Raw genomic sequence first — 18928 nt, 5'->3', positions numbered from 1 at the left:
GGTAATCTCAAACTTACTCTTCGCCGTTAAAGCCCGCACGATTGAGCAGGAACTGCGACAGCAGCGCTACCGGACGACCCGTTGCGCCTTTCGCTTTGCCGGATCGCCAGGCGGTGCCGGCGATATCCAGGTGCGCCCAGTTGTACTTACGGGTAAAGCGCGCCAGGAAGCAGCCTGCGGTGATAGCGCCGCCAGGACGACCACCAATATTCGCCATATCCGCAAAGTTGGACTCCAGTTGTTCCTGGAACTCATCGCCCAGCGGCAGACGCCACGCGCGGTCGCCCGCTTGCTCGGACGCGCCGATCAGTTCATGCGCCAGCGGGTTATGGTTCGACATCAGACCGGTAATGTGATGGCCCAGCGCAATCACGCAGGCGCCGGTTAGCGTCGCGACGTCGATAACCGCTTCCGGCTCGAAGCGTTCAACGTAGGTCAGCACGTCGCACAAAACCAGACGGCCTTCGGCGTCGGTGTTCAGGACTTCAACGGTTTGACCAGACATGGTGGTCAGCACGTCGCCCGGACGATACGCGCGTCCGCCCGGCATGTTTTCACAGCCCGCCAGTACGCCGATAACGTTAATCGGTAGCTGAAGCTCGGCGACCATACGCATCACGCCGTAAACCGCCGCCGCGCCGCACATGTCGTACTTCATCTCGTCCATCCCTTCAGATGGCTTGATGGAGATGCCGCCGGAGTCGAAGGTCAGGCCTTTACCCACCAGCACGATCGGGCGCGCGTCTTCGGATGGATTGCCCTTGTACTCAATCACCGACATCAGCGATTCATTCTGCGAACCGTGGCCGACCGCCAGATAAGCGTTCATACCCAGTTCGCGCATTTGCTGTTCGCCGATGACGCGGGTGATGACATTTTTGCTGTAGCTGTCAGCCAACTGGCGCGCCTGTGACGCCAGGTAGGCGGCGTTACAGATATTGGGCGGCATGTTGCCGAGATCTTTCGCAGCCTTAATCCCGGCGGCGATGGCCAGACCGTGCTGAATGGCGCGTTCGCCGCTGGTGAGCTCACGGCGGGTCGGCACATTAAAGACCATCTTACGTAGCGGGCGGCGCGGCTCGCTCTTGTTGGTCTTGAGTTGATCAAAGCTATAAAGCGTCTCTTTGGCCGTTTCGACGGCCTGACGCACTTTCCAGTAGTTGTTGCGGCCTTTGACGTGCAGTTCGGTCAGGAAACAGACGGCTTCCATCGAGCCGGTATCATTCAGAGTATTTATCGTTTTCTGAATAACCTGCTTATACTGACGTTCATCAAGCTCGCGCTCTTTGCCGCAACCAATGAGGAGGATTCGCTCGGAAAGAACGTTAGGAACATGGTGCAGCAACAGAGTCTGCCCCGGTTTTCCTTCCAGTTCGCCGCGACGCAGCAATGCGCTGATGTATCCGTCGCTAATTTTGTCGAGCTGTTCTGCAATCGGAGAAAGGCGACGCGGTTCAAAGACGCCCACGACAATGCAGGCACTCCGCTGTTTCTCCGGGCTACCGCTTTTTACACTGAACTCCATGCACTATGCTCCTGAATCTTAAAGACAACAGTGGTGGCTACAGCTATACTCGTCGTCTTTCAAGTTGCAGATGCGTTGGCTGCGCCTGCTCACCCCTGTCACTTACCTGATGTAAGCTCCGGGGCTTCACAGTCTTGCCGCCTGCCTGCAACTCGAAATCCATTAGAGTATAGAAATTGAAAGCTTTCGTAACTCATGTCCGCTGTTGCGGTGACTTCGTGTTAATCTTAACGTTATTACGGCATTGGCACGTCAGAACAAGTTCTGAGAGGTGAATCCGCTGAGTATAATGATCTTAGCGATGATTTCGACGACTCAAGAGAATAAATGACGTTTAAGCCATGAAACAAGCTAAATTCCAGCAAAAAAATGGGTTTTTACGGGCGTATTTAAAGTGATAATCATAAGATATCTGGTGCGGGAGACGCTCAAAAGCCAGCTGGCGATACTCTTCATCTTACTTTTGATCTTCTTTTGTCAAAAGTTAGTGAGGATTCTCGGCGCGGCGGTTGACGGCGATATTCCCGCAAATCTGGTGCTCTCGCTTCTGGGGCTGGGCGTACCGGAAATGGCGCAGCTCATCCTGCCTTTAAGCCTGTTCCTGGGGCTGCTGATGACGCTGGGCAAACTGTATACCGAAAGTGAAATTACGGTCATGCACGCCTGTGGGTTGAGCAAAGCCGTGCTGGTAAAGGCCGCCATGGTACTGGCGTTATTTACCGGTATCCTTGCGGCGGTTAACGTGATGTGGGCCGGCCCCTGGTCGTCAAAACACCAGGATGAAGTACTGGCGGAGGCGAAAGCGAACCCCGGTATGGCGGCGTTGGCGCAGGGACAATTCCAGCAGGCGACCAACGGCAGCTCGGTGCTGTTCATCGAAAGCGTTGACGGCAGCGACTTCCACGATGTTTTCCTGGCGCAAATTCGCCCTAAGGGCAATGCTCGTCCTTCTGTGGTCGTGGCCGATTCCGGACACCTTACTCAGTTGCGCGATGGTTCCCAGGTTGTCACCTTAAACAAAGGGACGCGTTTTGAAGGGACGGCGTTGCTACGCGATTTTCGCATCACCGACTTCCAGAACTATCAGGCGATTATTGGCCATCAGGCCGTGGCGCTGGACCCGAACGATACCGACCAGATGGACATGCGCACGCTGTGGAATACCGACAACGATCGCGCTCGCGCCGAGCTGCACTGGCGTATCACGTTAGTCTTTACCGTATTTATGATGGCGCTGATGGTCGTGCCGCTCAGCGTGGTGAATCCACGTCAGGGGCGCGTCTTGTCTATGTTGCCCGCCATGCTGCTTTATCTGCTGTTCTTCCTGATCCAGACCTCCATTAAATCGAATGGCGGTAAAGGCAAACTGGACCCGGTTATCTGGATGTGGGCGGTCAACCTGATCTATCTGGCGTTGGCGATTGGTTTAAACCTGTGGGATACGGTGCCGGTCCGCCGCCTGCGAGCCCGTTTTCTGCGTAAAGGAGCGGTATAATGCAGCCATTTGGTGTACTTGACCGCTATATCGGTAAAACCATTTTTACCACCATCATGATGACGTTGTTCATGCTGGTGTCGCTCTCCGGGATCATCAAGTTTGTCGACCAGCTGAAAAAAGCGGGGCAGGGTAACTACGACGCGCTGGGCGCGGGTATGTACACCCTGCTCAGCGTACCTAAGGATATCCAGATCTTCTTTCCTATGGCGGCGCTGCTTGGCGCGCTGCTGGGGCTGGGGATGCTGGCGCAGCGTAGCGAACTGGTGGTGATGCAGGCATCGGGTTTCACCCGTATGCAGGTGGCGCTGTCGGTGATGAAAACGGCTATCCCCCTGGTGCTGTTAACCATGGCGATCGGCGAATGGGTCGCCCCGCAGGGCGAGCAGATGGCGCGTAACTATCGTGCGCAGGCGATGTATGGCGGTTCGCTGCTTTCCACCCAACAAGGTCTGTGGGCGAAAGACGGGAATAACTTTGTCTATATTGAACGAGTGAAGGGCGACGAGGAGCTGGCCGGCATTAGTATTTACGCTTTCAACGATCAGCGTCGTTTGCAGTCGGTGCGTTACGCCGCTTCGGCAAAATTCGACCCGGAGCATAAGGTCTGGCGTTTGTCGCAGGTGGATGAGTCCGATCTGCAAAACCCGAAACAGATCACCGGTTCGCAGACGGTGAGCGGCACCTGGAAAACGAATCTGACGCCGGATAAGTTAGGCGTGGTGGCGCTGGACCCGGATGCGCTTTCCATCAGCGGTCTGCATAACTACGTTAAATATCTGAAGTCGAGCGGACAGGACGCCGGACGTTATCAGCTCAATATGTGGAGTAAAATCTTCCAGCCGCTCTCCGTGGCGGTGATGATGCTGATGGCGCTGTCGTTTATCTTTGGCCCGCTGCGTAGTGTGCCGATGGGCGTGCGCGTGGTGACGGGGATTAGCTTCGGCTTCGTTTTTTACGTTCTCGACCAGATTTTTGGCCCGCTGACGCTGGTATACGGCATTCCTCCGATTGTCGGCGCGCTGCTGCCGAGCGCGTCTTTCTTCCTGATTAGCCTGTGGCTAATGCTGCGTAAGTCGTAATCACAGTAATCGTAGGCCTGATGGCGCTGCGCTTATCAGGCCTACCAGAACCCGTAGGCCTGATAAGTCCTTTCCGCCGCCATCCGGCAGACCGCCTGGTATTACTCGAATGATGTAGTGCGTAACCTGACGCGTGGCGCTTTTGGCTACGCGTTAAGCTCAGGCAAGCTGCGGGAAAAAGTAGATCAAAAAATTTATAACGTGCTGCCGTGATAAATCTGATAACCCAAATCAATCGTATTATGGTTGAGATCGTTATTTTTAATTTTGTTGAGCAACATCTGCGCGGCTCTGCGCCCGATCTCAAAACGAGGGGTAATTACGCTGGCGAGGCTCGGTATCATTTGCCTGCCCATCTCCAGACCGTGGAAGCCGGCGATGGAGATCTGCTCCGGTACGGCCAGTTGACGCTCGCGGCACCAAAGTAGAGCGCCCATTGCGATATCGTCATTTGTACAAAAGACGCCATCCACGTCCGGGTGCGCAGTAAGCGCATCACGCATTAGCTGTATCCCCAGATGGATAGAGGAGATAGCGCGGGGATTGATGCGCAACGGCGCCAGCCCCCGGCGCGTCATCGCATCGCAGTAGCCGTGATAACGCTGCTCATCACGGATATCGTCTTTTGAACCCAGATAGAGGATTTTACGCCGCTGGCGTTTATCCAGCATGGTGCTGACCATATCAAAGGCGGCCTGACGGTTATCAAACCCCACCTCCATATCTAAGCGATCACCCTGGATGTCCATAAGTTCTACAATCGGAAGGGTTGCTGAGCGCAGGAATTTGACGGTTCTGAGGGTATGATATTTTTCTGAAAGAATAATGCCGTCGATATTGTAGGACAATAAATTGATAACGGACTCTTCTTCCGAATCGCGATTGTAATTGTAATTCGCAATGAGAGTTTGGTAGTTATGACCCGACGTTACGGATTCAATCCCGGCAAGAATGTCGGCAAACAACTGGTTCTGAAAAGAGGGGATCAGCACGCCCAGAGTGTAACTTTGCGCGTTTAACAGCATAGCTGGCGCGCGATTTGGTATGTAGTTAATTTCCTCCATGATCTGCGCAATACGCTCGCCGGTTTCCCTGGCGACTTTTTTCGGTGAGCGGATGTAACGGCTCACCGTCATTTTTGTCACGCCAGCAAGCGTAGCGATATCCTGCAAAGAAATTCTGTGATTCCTCATGTTTTCTCCAGTACCGGGGGCGGGAACGTCGCCCCCATGGTTAATTGGGCTGCGGATGATGAATTAATGCAGAACCGCATTCAGCGCCAGTACGCCCAGCAACCCCATGACAGAAATCAATGTTTCCATAACGGTCCAGGTGCGTAGGGTTTCCCCGACGCTAAGATTAAAATACCCTTTAAACAGCCAAAAACCGGGATCGTTAACATGTGATGCAATAACGCTTCCCGCGCCTGTCGCCAGTACCATTAACGCCGGATCGGCGTGGGTTACGTTAATAATCGGCAATACGACGCCCGCTGTGGTTATCGCGGCCACGGTCGCGGAACCTAACGCAATACGCAGCACGGCGGCTACCGTCCAGCACATTAATAACGGAGATAGCGAGGTGCCGGTCATTAATTGCGAGATATATTGACCCACGCCGCTATCCACCAGCACTTGCTTAAACGCGCCGCCGCCCGCGATGATAAAAACAATCATCGCAATAGCGCCAATGGACTCGCCGACGATATCCATCACCTGCTCAACCGTACGTCCATTGCGTCGCCCCAGCGTAAAAATGGCGATGATAATGGCAATAAACAACGCCACTGCTGGATTACCGATAAATTCGAAGAAAACCCGCACGGCATTCGTTTTTGGCAGCGTGATTTCACATACCGCTGCGATGGCCATCAGAATGACCGGGATCACGGCGGCAAAAATACTGTTCCAGAATGACGGCATCTCCTCTTCACTGAATAGGTGAGGATTAAATAATCCTTCAGGCGGCGCTTTTTCAAATCGCGCCAGTAATTTTGAAAACAGAGGGCCGGCAACAATCACGGTCGGTATGGTAATGATTAACCCATACAGCAGGGTCGTACCGAGATTTGCCTCAAAAATTGTCGCAATAGCGGTAGGGCCGGGATGCGGCGGCAGGAAGCAGTGCGTAACGGATAAGGCGGCGACCATTGGAACCCCGACATACAGCAAGGGCAGTCCCGATGAGGCCACAATCGTAAAAACGAGCGGCAACAGCAGTACGAATCCGACTTCAAAAAACATTGCCAGGCCGACGATAAGCCCGGTGATCACCAGCGCCCATTGCACGCGTTTTTTGCCGAACGTATTAATGAGCGTCGTCGCAATGCGCTGCGCGGCGCCGGTATCGGAAATTAATCTTCCCAGCATCGCGCCAAAACCGAGGATCATGGCGAGTCCGCCCAGAGTACCGCCAATTCCGTTTTGTATGGAGTGCAGGACGTCTTGCGCGCCCATCCCTTCGGCAAAACCCACCACGGCGGCAACCAGAACAAGGGCGATAAAGCCGTTAACTTTAAAGGCAATCATTAAGACCAACAGCAGCGCAACGCCTGCCGCAATAATTATTAATGGCATATTCGTCTCTCTTATTAGCGCCAAAATAGCAGCGCTTACGCGCTGCGTCGTATTTCCCTGGTCAGACGGCAACCAGCATACCGCCATCGACAAACAGCAGATGTCCGTTAACAAAGTCGGAGGCTTTTGACGAGAGAAACACCGCTGCGCCAATAAGCTCCTGGGGATCGCCCCAGCGTGCGGCAGGCGTACGTTTGCATAGCCAGGAGGTGAAGGCTTCATCTTCAACCAGCGCTTTGGTCATCTCCGTTTTGAAGTATCCCGGCGCAATACCGTTGACCTGGATATTATGACGCGCCAGCTCCACGCACATGCCGCGAGTCAGCATCTTCACGGCACCCTTCGATGCGGCGTATGGCGTAATCGTGTCGCGGCCCAGCTCGCTTTGCATCGAACAGATGTTGATCACTTTTCCTGCCTGCCGCGCCACCATACGGCGCGTAACGGCCTGAGAGACGAGAAAAACCGCGGTCTGATTTACGGCGATGACGTCGTTCCACTCCTGCTCGGGAAACTCAGTAAACGGATGACGGCGCTGGATACCGGCGTTATTTATCAGGACGTCAATGACGCCGATATCTTTTTCGATATGTTCAACCGCAGCTTCAATGTCCTGTTTATGGGTGACATTAAAGGGAGCGGCAATAGCCTTTATCCCTTCCTGCTGAAGTTTCGTCACGGCTGTTTCGGCGCGCTCCGGGGTAATATCGTTAACAATAATGCGCGCGCCATAGCGACCAAGACCGGTCGCCAGCAAATAACCAATTCCCTGAGCGGCTCCGGTGATAAGGATATTTTTACCTGCCAGTGAAAAAAGATCGTTCATGATAGTGTCCCTTATTTTACTTTCTCAGAAAACGAGCTGAACTTTTGCCGCCTGTGTTTTGTCTCCGGCAAAGATCAGCGCCGCTTCCAGGTCGGTAAATGGATATTCCGCGCTCAGTAACGGCAGCGGATTGATAACGCGGTTGGCAAGCCAGGAAACCGCAGTATTAAATTCGGTAGTAAAGCGGAAAGAGCCTTTCAGGGAGATCTCTTTGCTTATTAGCATCATCATCGGGAAGTTGGGGACTGCGCCGCCCATGCCAACCTGCACCATCACGCCTTTGGCCCGTGTGACTTCCAGACACGTTGAGATAGAGGAAGGATGCCCAGAGACTTCAAAACTGATATCGAAATACCCTTTTTCTGCTTTCCAGTCATCGAGAGAGTCATGCTGTGGGTTCACCAGCGTATCCGCGCCCATCTGCCGGGCCAGCGAGAGAGAACGGGTACTGATATCGGCACATACCACTTCCGCCGCGCCCAGCGTTTTTACCGCGCTAACAATCAGGCAGCCGATAGGGCCAACGCCGGAGATAAAGACGCGTTTGCCTTGCAGATCGCCCGCCTCATGAGCCGCATGAATGGCAACCGCCAGCGGTTCGGCAAAGGCCATGGCTTTTTCGTCTGCCTGTTCCGGCCAGGGAATGCACTGAACGGTATCGACAGCTTTAAATCGGGTAAAACCGCCATCGACATGCGGAAAATACATGGCGCTGCCAAAGAAACGCATTTCAGTACAGTGGTTTTCTTCATGCTGCAGACAGTATTTGCAATGACCGCAAGGCTTCGATGGATTAATCGCTACCGGTTGTCCTTCACGTAATAAATCTGAGTCGCTATGAACAATTTTGCCAATCACTTCATGACCTAAAATCATTGGCGCTTTTACTGTAAAATTGCCGACTTTGCCTTCCTGATAATAATGTAAGTCAGACCCACAAATGCCGCCACGGGTAATTTGTACGAGTGTTCCTTTATTATTCCATTCAATATTTTGTTCCGTAACGGCAACAGCACGCTTACCCGCAACAACGCAGGATTGAGTTTTTACTTCCATAAATTCCTCACTGGTCAGGTAGTTACCCTGAATGCATTTAAGCGGTTTTATTTGTCACTATTTGTGACTTATGTCACGCTGGAAAATTGTTACACTACAATGTTACGCATAACGTGATGTGCCTTAGAGTTCTTCTCTATGGAAATTAAAAAACGTGAAATTGTCGAACGTAGAGGCGTAATATTGTGGAGTGGAATATGACTCAGAGGTATTTAAATGGCCGGGGAAAGCTATATTTTAATGGGTGTTTCAGGTAGTGGTAAGTCTTTAATAGGCAGCAAAATTGCAACATTATTTTCTGCGAAGTTTATTGACGGCGATGATCTCCATCCGGCGAAAAACATTGATAAAATGTCTAAGGGAATACCGTTAACTGATGAAGACCGCTTACCCTGGCTGGAACGATTAAATGACGCTTCATACAGTCTTTATAAAAAAAATGAGACGGGATTTATTGTCTGCTCGTCATTAAAAAAACAGTACCGCGATATTTTACGTAAGAGCAGCCCTAACGTACATTTCCTGTGGCTGGATGGCGATTACGCTACCATTCTGCTGCGAATGCAGCGTCGTGCCGGGCATTTTATGCCGCCAGACCTGCTGCAAAGTCAGTTTGACGCGCTGGAGCGACCCTGTGCCGATGAACATGATATTGCGCGTATCGATGTTAATCATGACATCGAGCACGTGACGGAGCAGTGCCGACAGGCTGTACAGGCTTTTCGTCAGGCACTCAGCGCTTCCTGATCATTGCCAAAGCGCTGAGTCAGGCGGTCAGAAGTCAGCTTTTAGCACTACACGATAGCGGGCTTTGCCGTCGCGAACGTGCTGAATAGCCTCGTTGATTTGTGACATTGCGAACAGTTCCGTGGTGGGCGCGACTTTGCTGCGTCCGGCGAATTTCATCAGTTTGCGAAGTTCATATGGCGTTCCGGTTGCCGAGCCTGAGATACTGCGATCGCCGGCAATTAATGTAAACGCCGGTACGGGCAGCGGCTTCAATACCGCCCCAACGGTATGGAAGTTGCCGCCATACGTCAGCGCTTCGAAGTAGGGCTGCCAGTCGAGATCGACGTTGACCGTGTTAATAATGAGATCGAACTGGCCCGCCAGTGCTTTTAACGCTTCCAGATCGCGGCTGTTCACCACGTTATTGGCCCCCATCGCCAGCACTTCCTGCTCCTTCGATGGATTTGAGCTGAACGCGGTGACTTCGCAGCCCATTGCATGTAACAGCTTTATGGCGATATGCCCCAGCCCGCCGATACCGATGACGCCAACGCGGCTGGTAGCAGTAATATGGTGCATCAATAGCGGTTTAAAGACCGTAATGCCGCCACATAACAGCGGGCCTGCGGACGCCATATCTATATTCTCCGGAAGAGGAATTACCCACTGCCAGCCCGCGCGAAGCTTCTCGGCAAAACCGCCACGATTGAGAATAGTGGGCACTGCGCCTTCCTGGCAGTTAATTTGATTGCCGCTGATACAGGCATCGCAGTGTCCGCAGCTGCGCGCCGTCCAGCCGATTCCAACGCGCTGGCCGACTTTTAGCCCCTTATCCTGTGCCGCGCTGCCGAGCGCGGCCACCCGACCGATGACCTCATGTCCGGCAACCAGAGGGTATTGAGAGAACCCCCATTCATTGTCGATCATCGACAGATCGGAATGGCAGATCCCGCAGTAGTCGACCCGTACCTCGACATCTTCCGGTTGGAGTTCTCCCGCGTCATATTCATAGAGTTCGAGCTCGCCGCCCGCCTCTTTGGCGGCGTAGCTTTTTATTATCGTCATTGTGTTTCCCTTAATGTGGTGTTGAACTGAAAAGTGTAGAGCATGGAGGCAAGGGACGCCCGACGTTAATCTGCTGGAGAAGGCCGGAAGTAGCCTGATTATTCTATTTAATACTCAATGCTGCTGAAATTTTCAGCACTTAGCGATACAGGTGTATGCTCGTGCTTGCATGGCGGCGTATGACAGGTATAATCCACAACGTTTTCCGCATACCTCTTCAGTGCCGAAGTGGCGAAATCGGTAGACGCAGTTGATTCAAAATCAACCGTAGAAATACGTGCCGGTTCGAGTCCGGCCTTCGGCACCAAGTGATGCAGTAATTAGCTACCTAAGGGTGGCTTTTTTTGTGTCCATTTCCGTTCAGATTCGTCTATATCCATCTGTAATTCAAAGATAATTTATTTTTCTGTAATAGAAATATTTATTTTGTGGTCTTTCCGTGTTGGTCGTTTTTCATCCATTGACATCCACCCAATTTGGGGGCAAAAAAGGGCAAACCCGGTTCGATAGAGGAGTGACCCCCAAATGGCGCTTACAGATCTCGCAATCCGGCATGCCAGCCGCCTGGCAAGGCATACAGGCTCTTTGACTGCCACGGTCTTTACATTCAGGTGAACCCCAGCGTGATCCAAGCTGTGGTATCTGAAATTTCGCTTTGGAAACAAAAAGAACCGTATGGCATTAGGCCCTTATCCGCTCATTTCTCTTGTACTGGCAAGGGAGAAGCAAGCGGATTTAAGTCTGGAACGTGTCAACGCTATTCAGGACGGGTCAGGCATTAATCCGGCGGAAAAACGCAGAGAGGACAAGCGGGGTGGAGAGCCCCTTTATACGTTCGAGTCCGTGGCGCGCGAATGGGGCGCCAGTAACATAATCTGGTCGGCGGAACATTCGACAGCGTTATTTTCTGAGCTTACAGGTTCCAGTATTGCACTGAACGCTGCCCAGTCGAGCTCACGGGTTTCTGGAACGTGCTACGTAACCGGTAACCCTCTTCTGGTTCAGTTATAACGCTTTTATGTGACATGCAGCATGATATGGTCGTTTTCTGAACTCCGTATAACCTGAGTATTTTTATCGAAGCGTGAACAAAACATTGCAGCCAGCCTTTCAACGTGGACAATAGTTATCCATACGGTGATTTTATATTCGATAAATCAATGGGTTTCATTGAAACATAGGACTGGTAATGGATGACAATGCTTTAGGGTTTGCCTCATACTGGCGCAATTCGCTGGCAGATGCTGAGTCAGGAAAGGGCAGTTTTGAACGCAAAGATGCCAAAAACTTCACTCACTGGCATGGGATAGCGGCGGGACGTCTTGACGAAACGATCGTCGGTAAATTTTTTGAGGGAGAAAAAGACGACGTCGAAACAGTCGATGTCATCTTGCGGCCAAAGGTTTATTTCCGGTTACTGCAGCGTGGAAAGGACCATTCCGCTGGTGCGCCTGATATTGTTACCCCGATAGTGACGCCAGCCCTGTTGAGCCGTGAAGGTTTTTTATATCCGACGCCAGCGACCTCCATTCCCAGAGACCTGCTTGAACCTTTGCCAAAAGGGGCATTTTCAATTGGTGAGATTGAGCAGTACGACAAATACAAAACGACACATACGTCATTCTCTATCAACTTTGATGACCGCGTTGATAAGACCGCCGAAACAGATGAAGAACGAGAAGCACGATATGCAGCCTGGCAGCAGGATTGGCGTCAATATCTGGATGATTCAGAGAGGCTACTGAAGAACGTTGTCGGCGACTGGATTAAAAATCCCGAGCAATATGAACTCGCTGAGCACGGTTATATTGTTAAAACGGCGCAATCTGGCGGTGCCAGTTTCCATATCCTTTCGCTTTATGATCACCTGCTTATTTGCAAAAAGGATGTGCCGCTCTTCAATCGCTTCGCCTCGCGAGAGGTTCATGCTGCAGAGTCATTACATCCTCCGGAAGCAAAATTCAGCGACAGACTTGGACACTCCGGGGATAAGTTTCCGCTGGCAAAGGCTCAGCGCGATGCCTTAAGCCATTTTCTGGATGCGAGGCATGGCGATATCCTTGCCGTTAATGGTCCCCCGGGAACCGGAAAAACCACGCTGGTGCTTTCTATCATCGCCACACAGTGGGCCAGAGCGGCTCTCGAAAAAGCGGAACCTCCGGTTATTATCGCGACTTCAACGAATAACCAGGCTGTAACGAACATTATCGAGGCGTTCGGGAAAGATTTTTCCCAGGGCACTGGTGCAATGGCCGGACGATGGTTGCCAGAGCTGAAAAGCTTCGGCGCTTATTTTCCCTCAAGCACTCGTAAAGCCGAGGCCGCCAAAAAATATCAAACTGAAGATTTCTTCAACCAGGTTGAGTCAAAAGAGTATGTAGAGGATGCACAGCTGTTTTATCTGGAGAAAGCTAAGGCAGCCTTTCCTGAAAAAGAGTGTTCATCCCCTGAAAAGGTTATTGAACTCCTGCATGGTCAGTTGGCAGCAAAATCCGAACAACTGGTAAGGCTGAACGCTGTATGGCAAACGTTAAGCCAGGTTCGGGCAGCGCGTGAGCTTATTGCTAACGACATTAAGCAATATCTCGATAATTTAAATAAATTACTTTCCGGGCAAGAACAAAAGGTCACTCTACTAAAAAGTGCTAAAGCGGAATGGAAAAAATATCGGGCCAGTGAATCACTGATCTATTCATTATTTTCATGGCTACCAGCGGTTCGCAGTAAGCGGCAGTACCAAATACAACTGTTTCTCGAAGATAAATTAGGTGCGCTGATTGCGAGGAATCAATGGTCGGATCCTGAAACCATCGAACGTAATATCGATGGGTTGCTTAATTCCGCCGAGCGCGAGCAGACAACCTACCGGCAGCAGATTGACTCCGCGCATGAAATCGTTCTTAAAGAACAGCAGGTGGCTCAGGAATGGCAGAGGCTGGCACTTGATTTAGGGCATGAGGGCGATGAGGAACTGAGCTTCTCACAGGCCGATGAACTGGCTGATACGCAAATCCGCTTCCCTGCATTCTTACTGGCGACCCACTACTGGGAAGGTCGTTGGTTGATGGATATGGCGAAGATCGATGATCTGCAGAAAGAAAAGGGCAAGAAAGGTGCTAAAGGAGTAGCCGCTCGCTGGCAACGCCGAATGAAACTTACCCCATGCGTGGTCATGACCTGCTATATGCTGCCCGGCAATATGCAGATAAGTGAACATAAAGGACAACGTAAATTCGAGAAAAGTTATTTATATGATTTTGCCGATTTACTCATTGTCGATGAAGCCGGGCAGGTGCTTCCTGAAGTGGCTGCTGCCTCGTTTGCCTTAGCTAAAAAGGCATTAGTGATTGGTGATACGGAACAGATCCCGCCAATATGGAGTATTACTCCTGCTATTGATATAGGTAACATGCTGGCGGAAAAAATTCTGTCAGGCAGTACGCAAGAAGAGATTACTGAGAAATATACGGCAATCGCAGAGCTTGGTAAAAGCGCCGCATCTGGCAGCGTCATGAAAATAGCGCAGTGTGCTTCACGCTATCAATATGATCCCGAACTGGCACGTGGCATGTACTTATATGAACACCGCCGGTGCTTCGATAATATTATTGGATACTGCAATACGCTTTGCTATCACGGTAAGTTGTTGCCTAAAAGAGGATGTGAAGAGAGCAATTTAATGCCCGCAATGGGTTATCTCCATATTGATGGTAAAGGAGAGCTGGCAAGTAGCGGAAGCCGATATAATTTGCTGGAGGCTGAAACGATAGCGGCCTGGCTGACAGATAACCAGCAAAGTATTGAAGCGTATTATGGTAAATCGCTTCATGAAGTTGTCGGTATCGTGACGCCTTTTAGTGCGCAGGTATCGACCATCAAACAGGCGCTGGATAAACAAGGCATCAGCGCAGGCGCGAATGAAAAGTCGCTTACAGTAGGCACCGTGCATTCTCTTCAGGGCGCTGAAAGAGCGATTGTTATATTCTCGCCAGTCTATTCAAAGCATGAAGACGGCGCGTTTATTGATAGCGATAACAGCATGCTGAACGTTGCTGTCTCCCGAGCTAAGGACAGTTTCCTTGTCTTCGGCGATATGGACCTGTTTGAGATCCAGCCAGCCTCATCTCCGCGGGGATTACTGGCAAAATATCTCTTTGAGTCAGAGAAAAATGCACTCTTTTTTGACTATAAAGAGCGTGAGGATTTAAAAACTTCCGAGACCAAAATCTATACCCTCCATGGTGTGGAGCAGCATGATAATTTCCTGAATCAGACGTTTGAAAATACCGGTAAACACATCACGATAGTTTCTCCATGGCTGACCTGGCAAAAGCTGGAACAAACCGGTTTTCTTGATTCCATGATTGCGGCGTGTTCACGTGGTATTAACGTCACGGTAGTCACTGACAGAAGCTACAACACTGAACATAATGATTTTGAGAAGCGAAAAGAGAAGCAGCAGAACCTCAAAGCGGCGCTGGAGAAACTGAACGCCCTTGGTATTGCGACAAAACTGGTCAATCGTGTTCATAGCAAAATTGTTATTGGTGATGATGGTTTGCTGTGCGTGGGATCGTTCAACTGGTTTAGTGCGACACGTGAAGCGCGATATGAACGATACGATACATCGATGGTTTATTGCGGTGATAACCTGAAGGGCGAGATTGAGGCAATTTATAATAGCCTTGAGAGGCGTCAGGTTTAGACAAATTCTTTTATTAAGCCATCTTTTTTCGGATGGCTATTTTTATACTGATTATCGTTGATGTAATATATTCAATATTGAAAGAATATAATGAGTTATGGTATATTCTGTGGACTGTTATTATAAATATGAGTATTATAATGAAATTGCTAAACACTTACGAAGATAAAGATGAAGCAGAGGATGCATTAACAAAAATCTCGGGTGAGAAAAGGCTTGCTAGTGAAAGAGATAGTACGGAAACCATTTATAATCTTTTTGGTCAAGCAACGTGGAGTAATTTTTATAAATTAGAAATGTTCTCTCTCCCGGAGTTGCAAAAACTACTTGAGCTGCGAAAGGCTGGTCAGCCTATAGATCAATCCAGGCATGCTGAAATAATGAACACACTGAATCATGTATCACGAGCTTTCGATTTAGAAGTTCCTGCACATTGGTTGTGATGCTTGCCCCATATCTTAAATAAGAAATGGGGCAAGAAGAATGGTTGTTAAGCAACCATCTTTTTGAAAAGCTTCTCCAGATAAATAGAACCAGTATCCTCTATAAAGAGTACGTTACGTTCTTCAATTTTATCTTTAGGTTCGGATACATTTATTAAATCAACGAAACGAGTTTCAGAAATAATAAACGCACTTAGGCTTAATTTATCATCAGATAATTTCTTCTCAAGCTCTTTTATTTCCTTGTACAAGCCAAATTTAGCATCGTCAAGATTCAGATTTCTAATACCTTTTGGATCAATCAGGCTTAACCATTGCTTCCCACTTTCATCATCAACTAGCCACAATAAAAAGTCAGGATAGAAGTTACCCGCAGTAGCGAAACCTAAGCCTTTAGCTTTGGAATCAGCATTGCGCAACAAGTATAAGTTCTTATTGCCGATGGTTTTTTGACCTTTTGGTGTTTCAATAAATTCTTGTAAATCCTTAATGAAGGTAATTTCGCTCGGTGCATCAAAGGCGGTTGGACGCATTTTTAGCGGTAAATCAGCATTTTTCTCAATTGAAAGAAGAGGATAATATAGATGCTTGTCGAAGGTTACAGCAATCATGCCGGGAGCGTTCCAGGATTTAGCTTTACCAATATCACCTTGAGCGACGATCTGCTGCAATTGCTCAAGTCGCTTTGTATAATCCAGACCGTCATCAGACTCTTCAATTTCAAAGTGATACATTTTGATCATGCATGGATCGTCTTCATTGACTTGAGTTATTTCATAGAATTGACCTTCATAAGCATTCTTTAATGCATTATAAAAGCGGTCGGTATAATCAGTCAGAAGGCGAAGCATAATATCTTCTTGCTTAGCAATATCGGAATACTGCTTAATTTCGAGCTCCGATGCCGGAATCGAAAGCGTGTACCAATTGTTTGCGATATTCGCCTTTCCAAGGCAAAAATCGATCAACCGTTGTTTATCCAGACGTAAATTTGACCATCCACGCTGTAGTTTATAGGCCTGAATAGCGAGATAAAGACGATCAAAATCAAACGCACTGATTACTTTATAATCTAATTTAGCCTCGTTTCTGACATTAACAGGTGTATTGTCACCCTTCCTGCTCGTATCAATCGACTCAAGTTTAGGATATAAATCGAGTTTGATGTGTGGATGCTTTATCTTGCCTTGCAGTTCAGCAGGAACCTCATAAAGCTCAGGAAAGTAAACACGCTTGAAGCCGTTTTTTTGATTATCCTTGTAGCCATCTTTGAGCTTAAGTGTTTTAAGCTTTGTATTAGGCATGTTTGGCCGAGTTTCAAAATTTAGCTCTAGGATCTCATCACTTGGCGTTATTCCTTCGTCTTCGAGATATTGTTTAAATGTTGCCATATAGTCAGCACGAACACCGAAAATATTCAGTGTCTCTAATTTCTCCAGATGCAGTCCTTTAGGACGTTCTCCTGGTGTGCTTCTTTTTAAAGAATAGTTGCGACCTTTCAGGCGTACCCCACGACCAAAAAGCTGAATAATCTGTGAGCCTTCCCCACGCCCCATATTGAGTAGACCCATAGTTGATACACGCCAACTGCTCCAGCCCTCAGTAAATTTTCGGGACCCAATTAAGATATGCAGTTGGGAATCTTTATCGTTCAACGTATGGAACAGAGACTTGGCAAAATCGTCTCTTTGATAATCGAACGTCGTATCTTCCTCGCACATTTTATAAAGAGAGGGTGAATCGCCAATATTGATCAAACCAAAAGGTTCTGCTTCACCGACCTGTAATGCAAGTTCACCTTTACTTCCGATCAAATTTAATACTCTTAACCGCTGACCTGAATGTGTGGTATTAAACAGGCGAGCAAGGATATCCAAATAGATATCTTCCGGTCCATTTATTAGAGCAGTGAAGCGTTTTTCAAAGATGTTACGATCTTTGGTATCCAGAATTCTGGCTTTATTTTCAACAAGATCCCGAATCCATGATTTTGCTTGTACTTCATTGTTTAAAAACCATGCTAAAAAACGCAGTACTGCGTGAATATCCGAGTCTTCACCACTGACAGTGTTGCCAACAAAGACCCATAATGGTTTTTCAATGTTGAATTCGCCTAACTTATCTTTATTCTTATTGAATAAATATTGTTGCTGGTAAAAACTGAGTAAACAAGCAGTGAAGTATTCGTAGCGATGCTCATCTTTTTTATCTTCATTGGGATTAAGGTTAAGAATCAGAGACTCTTTTCCATAGCCATCTTCATAGAAAAATTTATAGGAATAGTCGAATAGAATTGATTTACCATAAACTTCTCTTGTGGCCTGAATACGCGCATCACGTAACTCCTCTGAGGTCAGCTCTAATTTTTCTAACTGCTCAGCAGTCAGTTTTCCTAATGCAGTTGTCTCAAAGAGTAATTTTGCTTTTTTCTTTTTGATTTCGGCTTCGACAGCTTCAACATTATTTCCGCCAGATACTGCTTGTCCAAAGGTAGCCGAGTATTCGAATGCAAAACCGTCTCGTGTTAATTTGTCGCGACGACGCATCCAGGCACCAGCAGCAGTCCCTGTTCCTTTATGACCTTCATCAATTAGAACCAGATTGTTGCCTTCAAATGCCTCAACAGCAACGGTTTTATCACCCATGTCATCAGCAAGTTTATTGATATCAATAACTTCAACGGTACCTTTAAACGGAGCTGATTTGTTCTTATCAAACAACTGAATGTGGGAAAAACCAGAATTATACAACTCATCCAAGTGTTGTTGTGAAAGACGTTCGTCTGGCGTAAGCAGGATGATTTTATCCGGATAATGATGAGTATTACCATTCTGATAGTAATGTAGGTACTGTAAAATATTTACATGTAATAACAATGTCTTACCGGAACCTGTAGCATTCCAGTATGCCAGTTTATTCAAATCATCCAGGATGTATGATTTAAACTGATTAGCTCTATCCTTTGCTGTTTCATTATTTTCAGCATTGTATATATTGAGTTCACTGTTAAGACCATCAAGTAATTCTTGTTTACGATTGAAGTACCAATCGAGATAGATCTCAGTAAACAAAAGAGACAGGTATTGAAAATATTTCATATTCAATACAGTATCTTCTTTAAGATTACGATGCTCTGTTATTTGTTGCCAGTGCTTAACAATATTAAGATCGTAGCGACGTAATTCATCGAGGTCGATAAGATCGACCTCGAATAAGTAGTTACTTAACTCATGGAAGAACAGGCTTTGGCCATCTTCATGAATACCTTCAAATCGGTCTTCACCTAAACGTATTTTCAAACCATGCAGTGTACCGTCTTTAAAAAAACGGAACATAAAGCGATTTAAAACCAGCTGCTTATGAAAACTTAATTTGCTGTTAGTCTGCTTTTTGACGGCTTTTCCGGTAGTGGGTTTTTTAGCCATT

At 48.4% G+C, this 18928-nt stretch carries 13 protein-coding genes, 1 tRNA gene and 1 pseudogene; 8 read left to right on the top strand and 7 right to left on the bottom strand.

The genetic code is table 11. The features are described 5' to 3' along the window. Window positions 1–13: 13 nt before the first annotated feature. Entirely contained in the window at window positions 14–1525 is a 1512-nt protein-coding gene (gene pepA / locus ACLJZ5_RS14715; protein WP_024797439.1) for a leucyl aminopeptidase, read from the bottom strand. A gap of 280 nt (window positions 1526–1805) precedes the next feature. On the opposite strand from pepA, the gene ACLJZ5_RS14710 reads away from it, so the two are divergent. The 3 genes from ACLJZ5_RS14710 to lptG all read left to right on the top strand — a co-directional run bounded on the left by ACLJZ5_RS14710 (window position 1806) and on the right by lptG (window position 4102). Further along, window positions 1806–1856: a hypothetical protein gene (locus tag ACLJZ5_RS14710; protein ID WP_212724070.1), complete on the top strand. Its 51-nt coding sequence runs from the start codon at window positions 1806–1808 to the stop codon at window positions 1854–1856. Between the two features lie 63 nt (window positions 1857–1919). After that, on the top strand, window positions 1920–3020 hold the full coding sequence (gene lptF, locus ACLJZ5_RS14705; RefSeq protein ID WP_000584132.1) for an LPS export ABC transporter permease LptF: 1101 nt from the start codon (window positions 1920–1922) through the stop codon (window positions 3018–3020). Continuing rightward, the gene (lptG, locus tag ACLJZ5_RS14700; protein ID WP_001182242.1) at window positions 3020–4102 is read left to right on the top strand and encodes an LPS export ABC transporter permease LptG; all 1083 of its coding nucleotides are present in this window, start codon (window positions 3020–3022) and stop codon (window positions 4100–4102) included. The genes lptF and lptG overlap by 1 nt, the downstream gene beginning before the upstream one ends. 194 nt (window positions 4103–4296) lie before the next feature. Here lptG and ACLJZ5_RS14695 read toward each other — a convergent pair whose 3' ends face one another. The 4 genes from ACLJZ5_RS14695 to idnD form a co-directional block, all read right to left on the bottom strand. After that, window positions 4297–5295, bottom strand: a complete 999-nt coding sequence (locus ACLJZ5_RS14695; protein ID WP_001244065.1) for a LacI family DNA-binding transcriptional regulator — start codon at window positions 5293–5295, stop codon at window positions 4297–4299. A 63-nt stretch (window positions 5296–5358) separates the two neighbouring features. Further along, window positions 5359–6678, bottom strand: a complete 1320-nt coding sequence (idnT, locus tag ACLJZ5_RS14690; protein WP_001128348.1) for a gnt-II system L-idonate transporter — start codon at window positions 6676–6678, stop codon at window positions 5359–5361. Between the two features lie 61 nt (window positions 6679–6739). Then, the gene (gene idnO / locus ACLJZ5_RS14685; protein WP_000998688.1) at window positions 6740–7504 is read right to left on the bottom strand and encodes a gluconate 5-dehydrogenase; all 765 of its coding nucleotides are present in this window, start codon (window positions 7502–7504) and stop codon (window positions 6740–6742) included. A 24-nt stretch (window positions 7505–7528) separates the two neighbouring features. Continuing rightward, window positions 7529–8560: an L-idonate 5-dehydrogenase gene (idnD, locus tag ACLJZ5_RS14680; RefSeq protein WP_000453357.1), complete on the bottom strand. Its 1032-nt coding sequence runs from the start codon at window positions 8558–8560 to the stop codon at window positions 7529–7531. Window positions 8561–8776: 216 nt separating this feature from the next. On the opposite strand from idnD, the gene idnK reads away from it, so the two are divergent. Then, a complete protein-coding gene (gene idnK / locus ACLJZ5_RS14675; RefSeq protein WP_024797440.1) occupies window positions 8777–9307 on the top strand; it encodes a gluconokinase in 531 nt (176 codons plus the stop codon). 27 nt (window positions 9308–9334) lie between these two features. Here idnK and ACLJZ5_RS14670 read toward each other — a convergent pair whose 3' ends face one another. Then, complete coding sequence (locus tag ACLJZ5_RS14670) at window positions 9335–10354, bottom strand: NAD(P)-dependent alcohol dehydrogenase (RefSeq protein ID WP_024797441.1); 1020 nt, start codon at window positions 10352–10354, stop codon at window positions 9335–9337. Window positions 10355–10576: 222 nt separating this feature from the next. Here ACLJZ5_RS14670 and ACLJZ5_RS14665 point away from each other — a divergent pair. The 4 genes and pseudogenes from ACLJZ5_RS14665 to ACLJZ5_RS14650 all read left to right on the top strand — a co-directional run bounded on the left by ACLJZ5_RS14665 (window position 10577) and on the right by ACLJZ5_RS14650 (window position 15502). Continuing rightward, window positions 10577–10661, top strand: a tRNA-Leu gene (locus ACLJZ5_RS14665). Between the two features lie 218 nt (window positions 10662–10879). Beyond that, window positions 10880–11182: pseudogene (locus tag ACLJZ5_RS14660) on the top strand (Arm DNA-binding domain-containing protein); the annotation flags it as partial. Between the two features lie 361 nt (window positions 11183–11543). Further along, window positions 11544–15059: an AAA domain-containing protein gene (locus ACLJZ5_RS14655; protein ID WP_024797443.1), complete on the top strand. Its 3516-nt coding sequence runs from the start codon at window positions 11544–11546 to the stop codon at window positions 15057–15059. A 140-nt stretch (window positions 15060–15199) separates the two neighbouring features. Further along, complete coding sequence (locus tag ACLJZ5_RS14650) at window positions 15200–15502, top strand: hypothetical protein (protein ID WP_024146607.1); 303 nt, start codon at window positions 15200–15202, stop codon at window positions 15500–15502. Between the two features lie 47 nt (window positions 15503–15549). Here the strand turns inward: ACLJZ5_RS14650 and ACLJZ5_RS14645 are convergent, their stop codons facing one another. Beyond that, window positions 15550–18927 (bottom strand): DEAD/DEAH box helicase family protein, encoded by a 3378-nt coding sequence (locus tag ACLJZ5_RS14645; RefSeq protein ID WP_024797444.1) that lies wholly within the window; start codon window positions 18925–18927, stop codon window positions 15550–15552. Window position 18928 lies beyond the last annotated feature (1 nt).

The organism is Salmonella sp. 5800, from assembly GCF_046558195.1.
GTDB classification, from domain to species: domain Bacteria; phylum Pseudomonadota; class Gammaproteobacteria; order Enterobacterales; family Enterobacteriaceae; genus Salmonella; species Salmonella enterica.
Note: the sequence above shows the minus strand (reverse complement) of the source record. Positions and strands in the feature narration are given on the sequence as shown.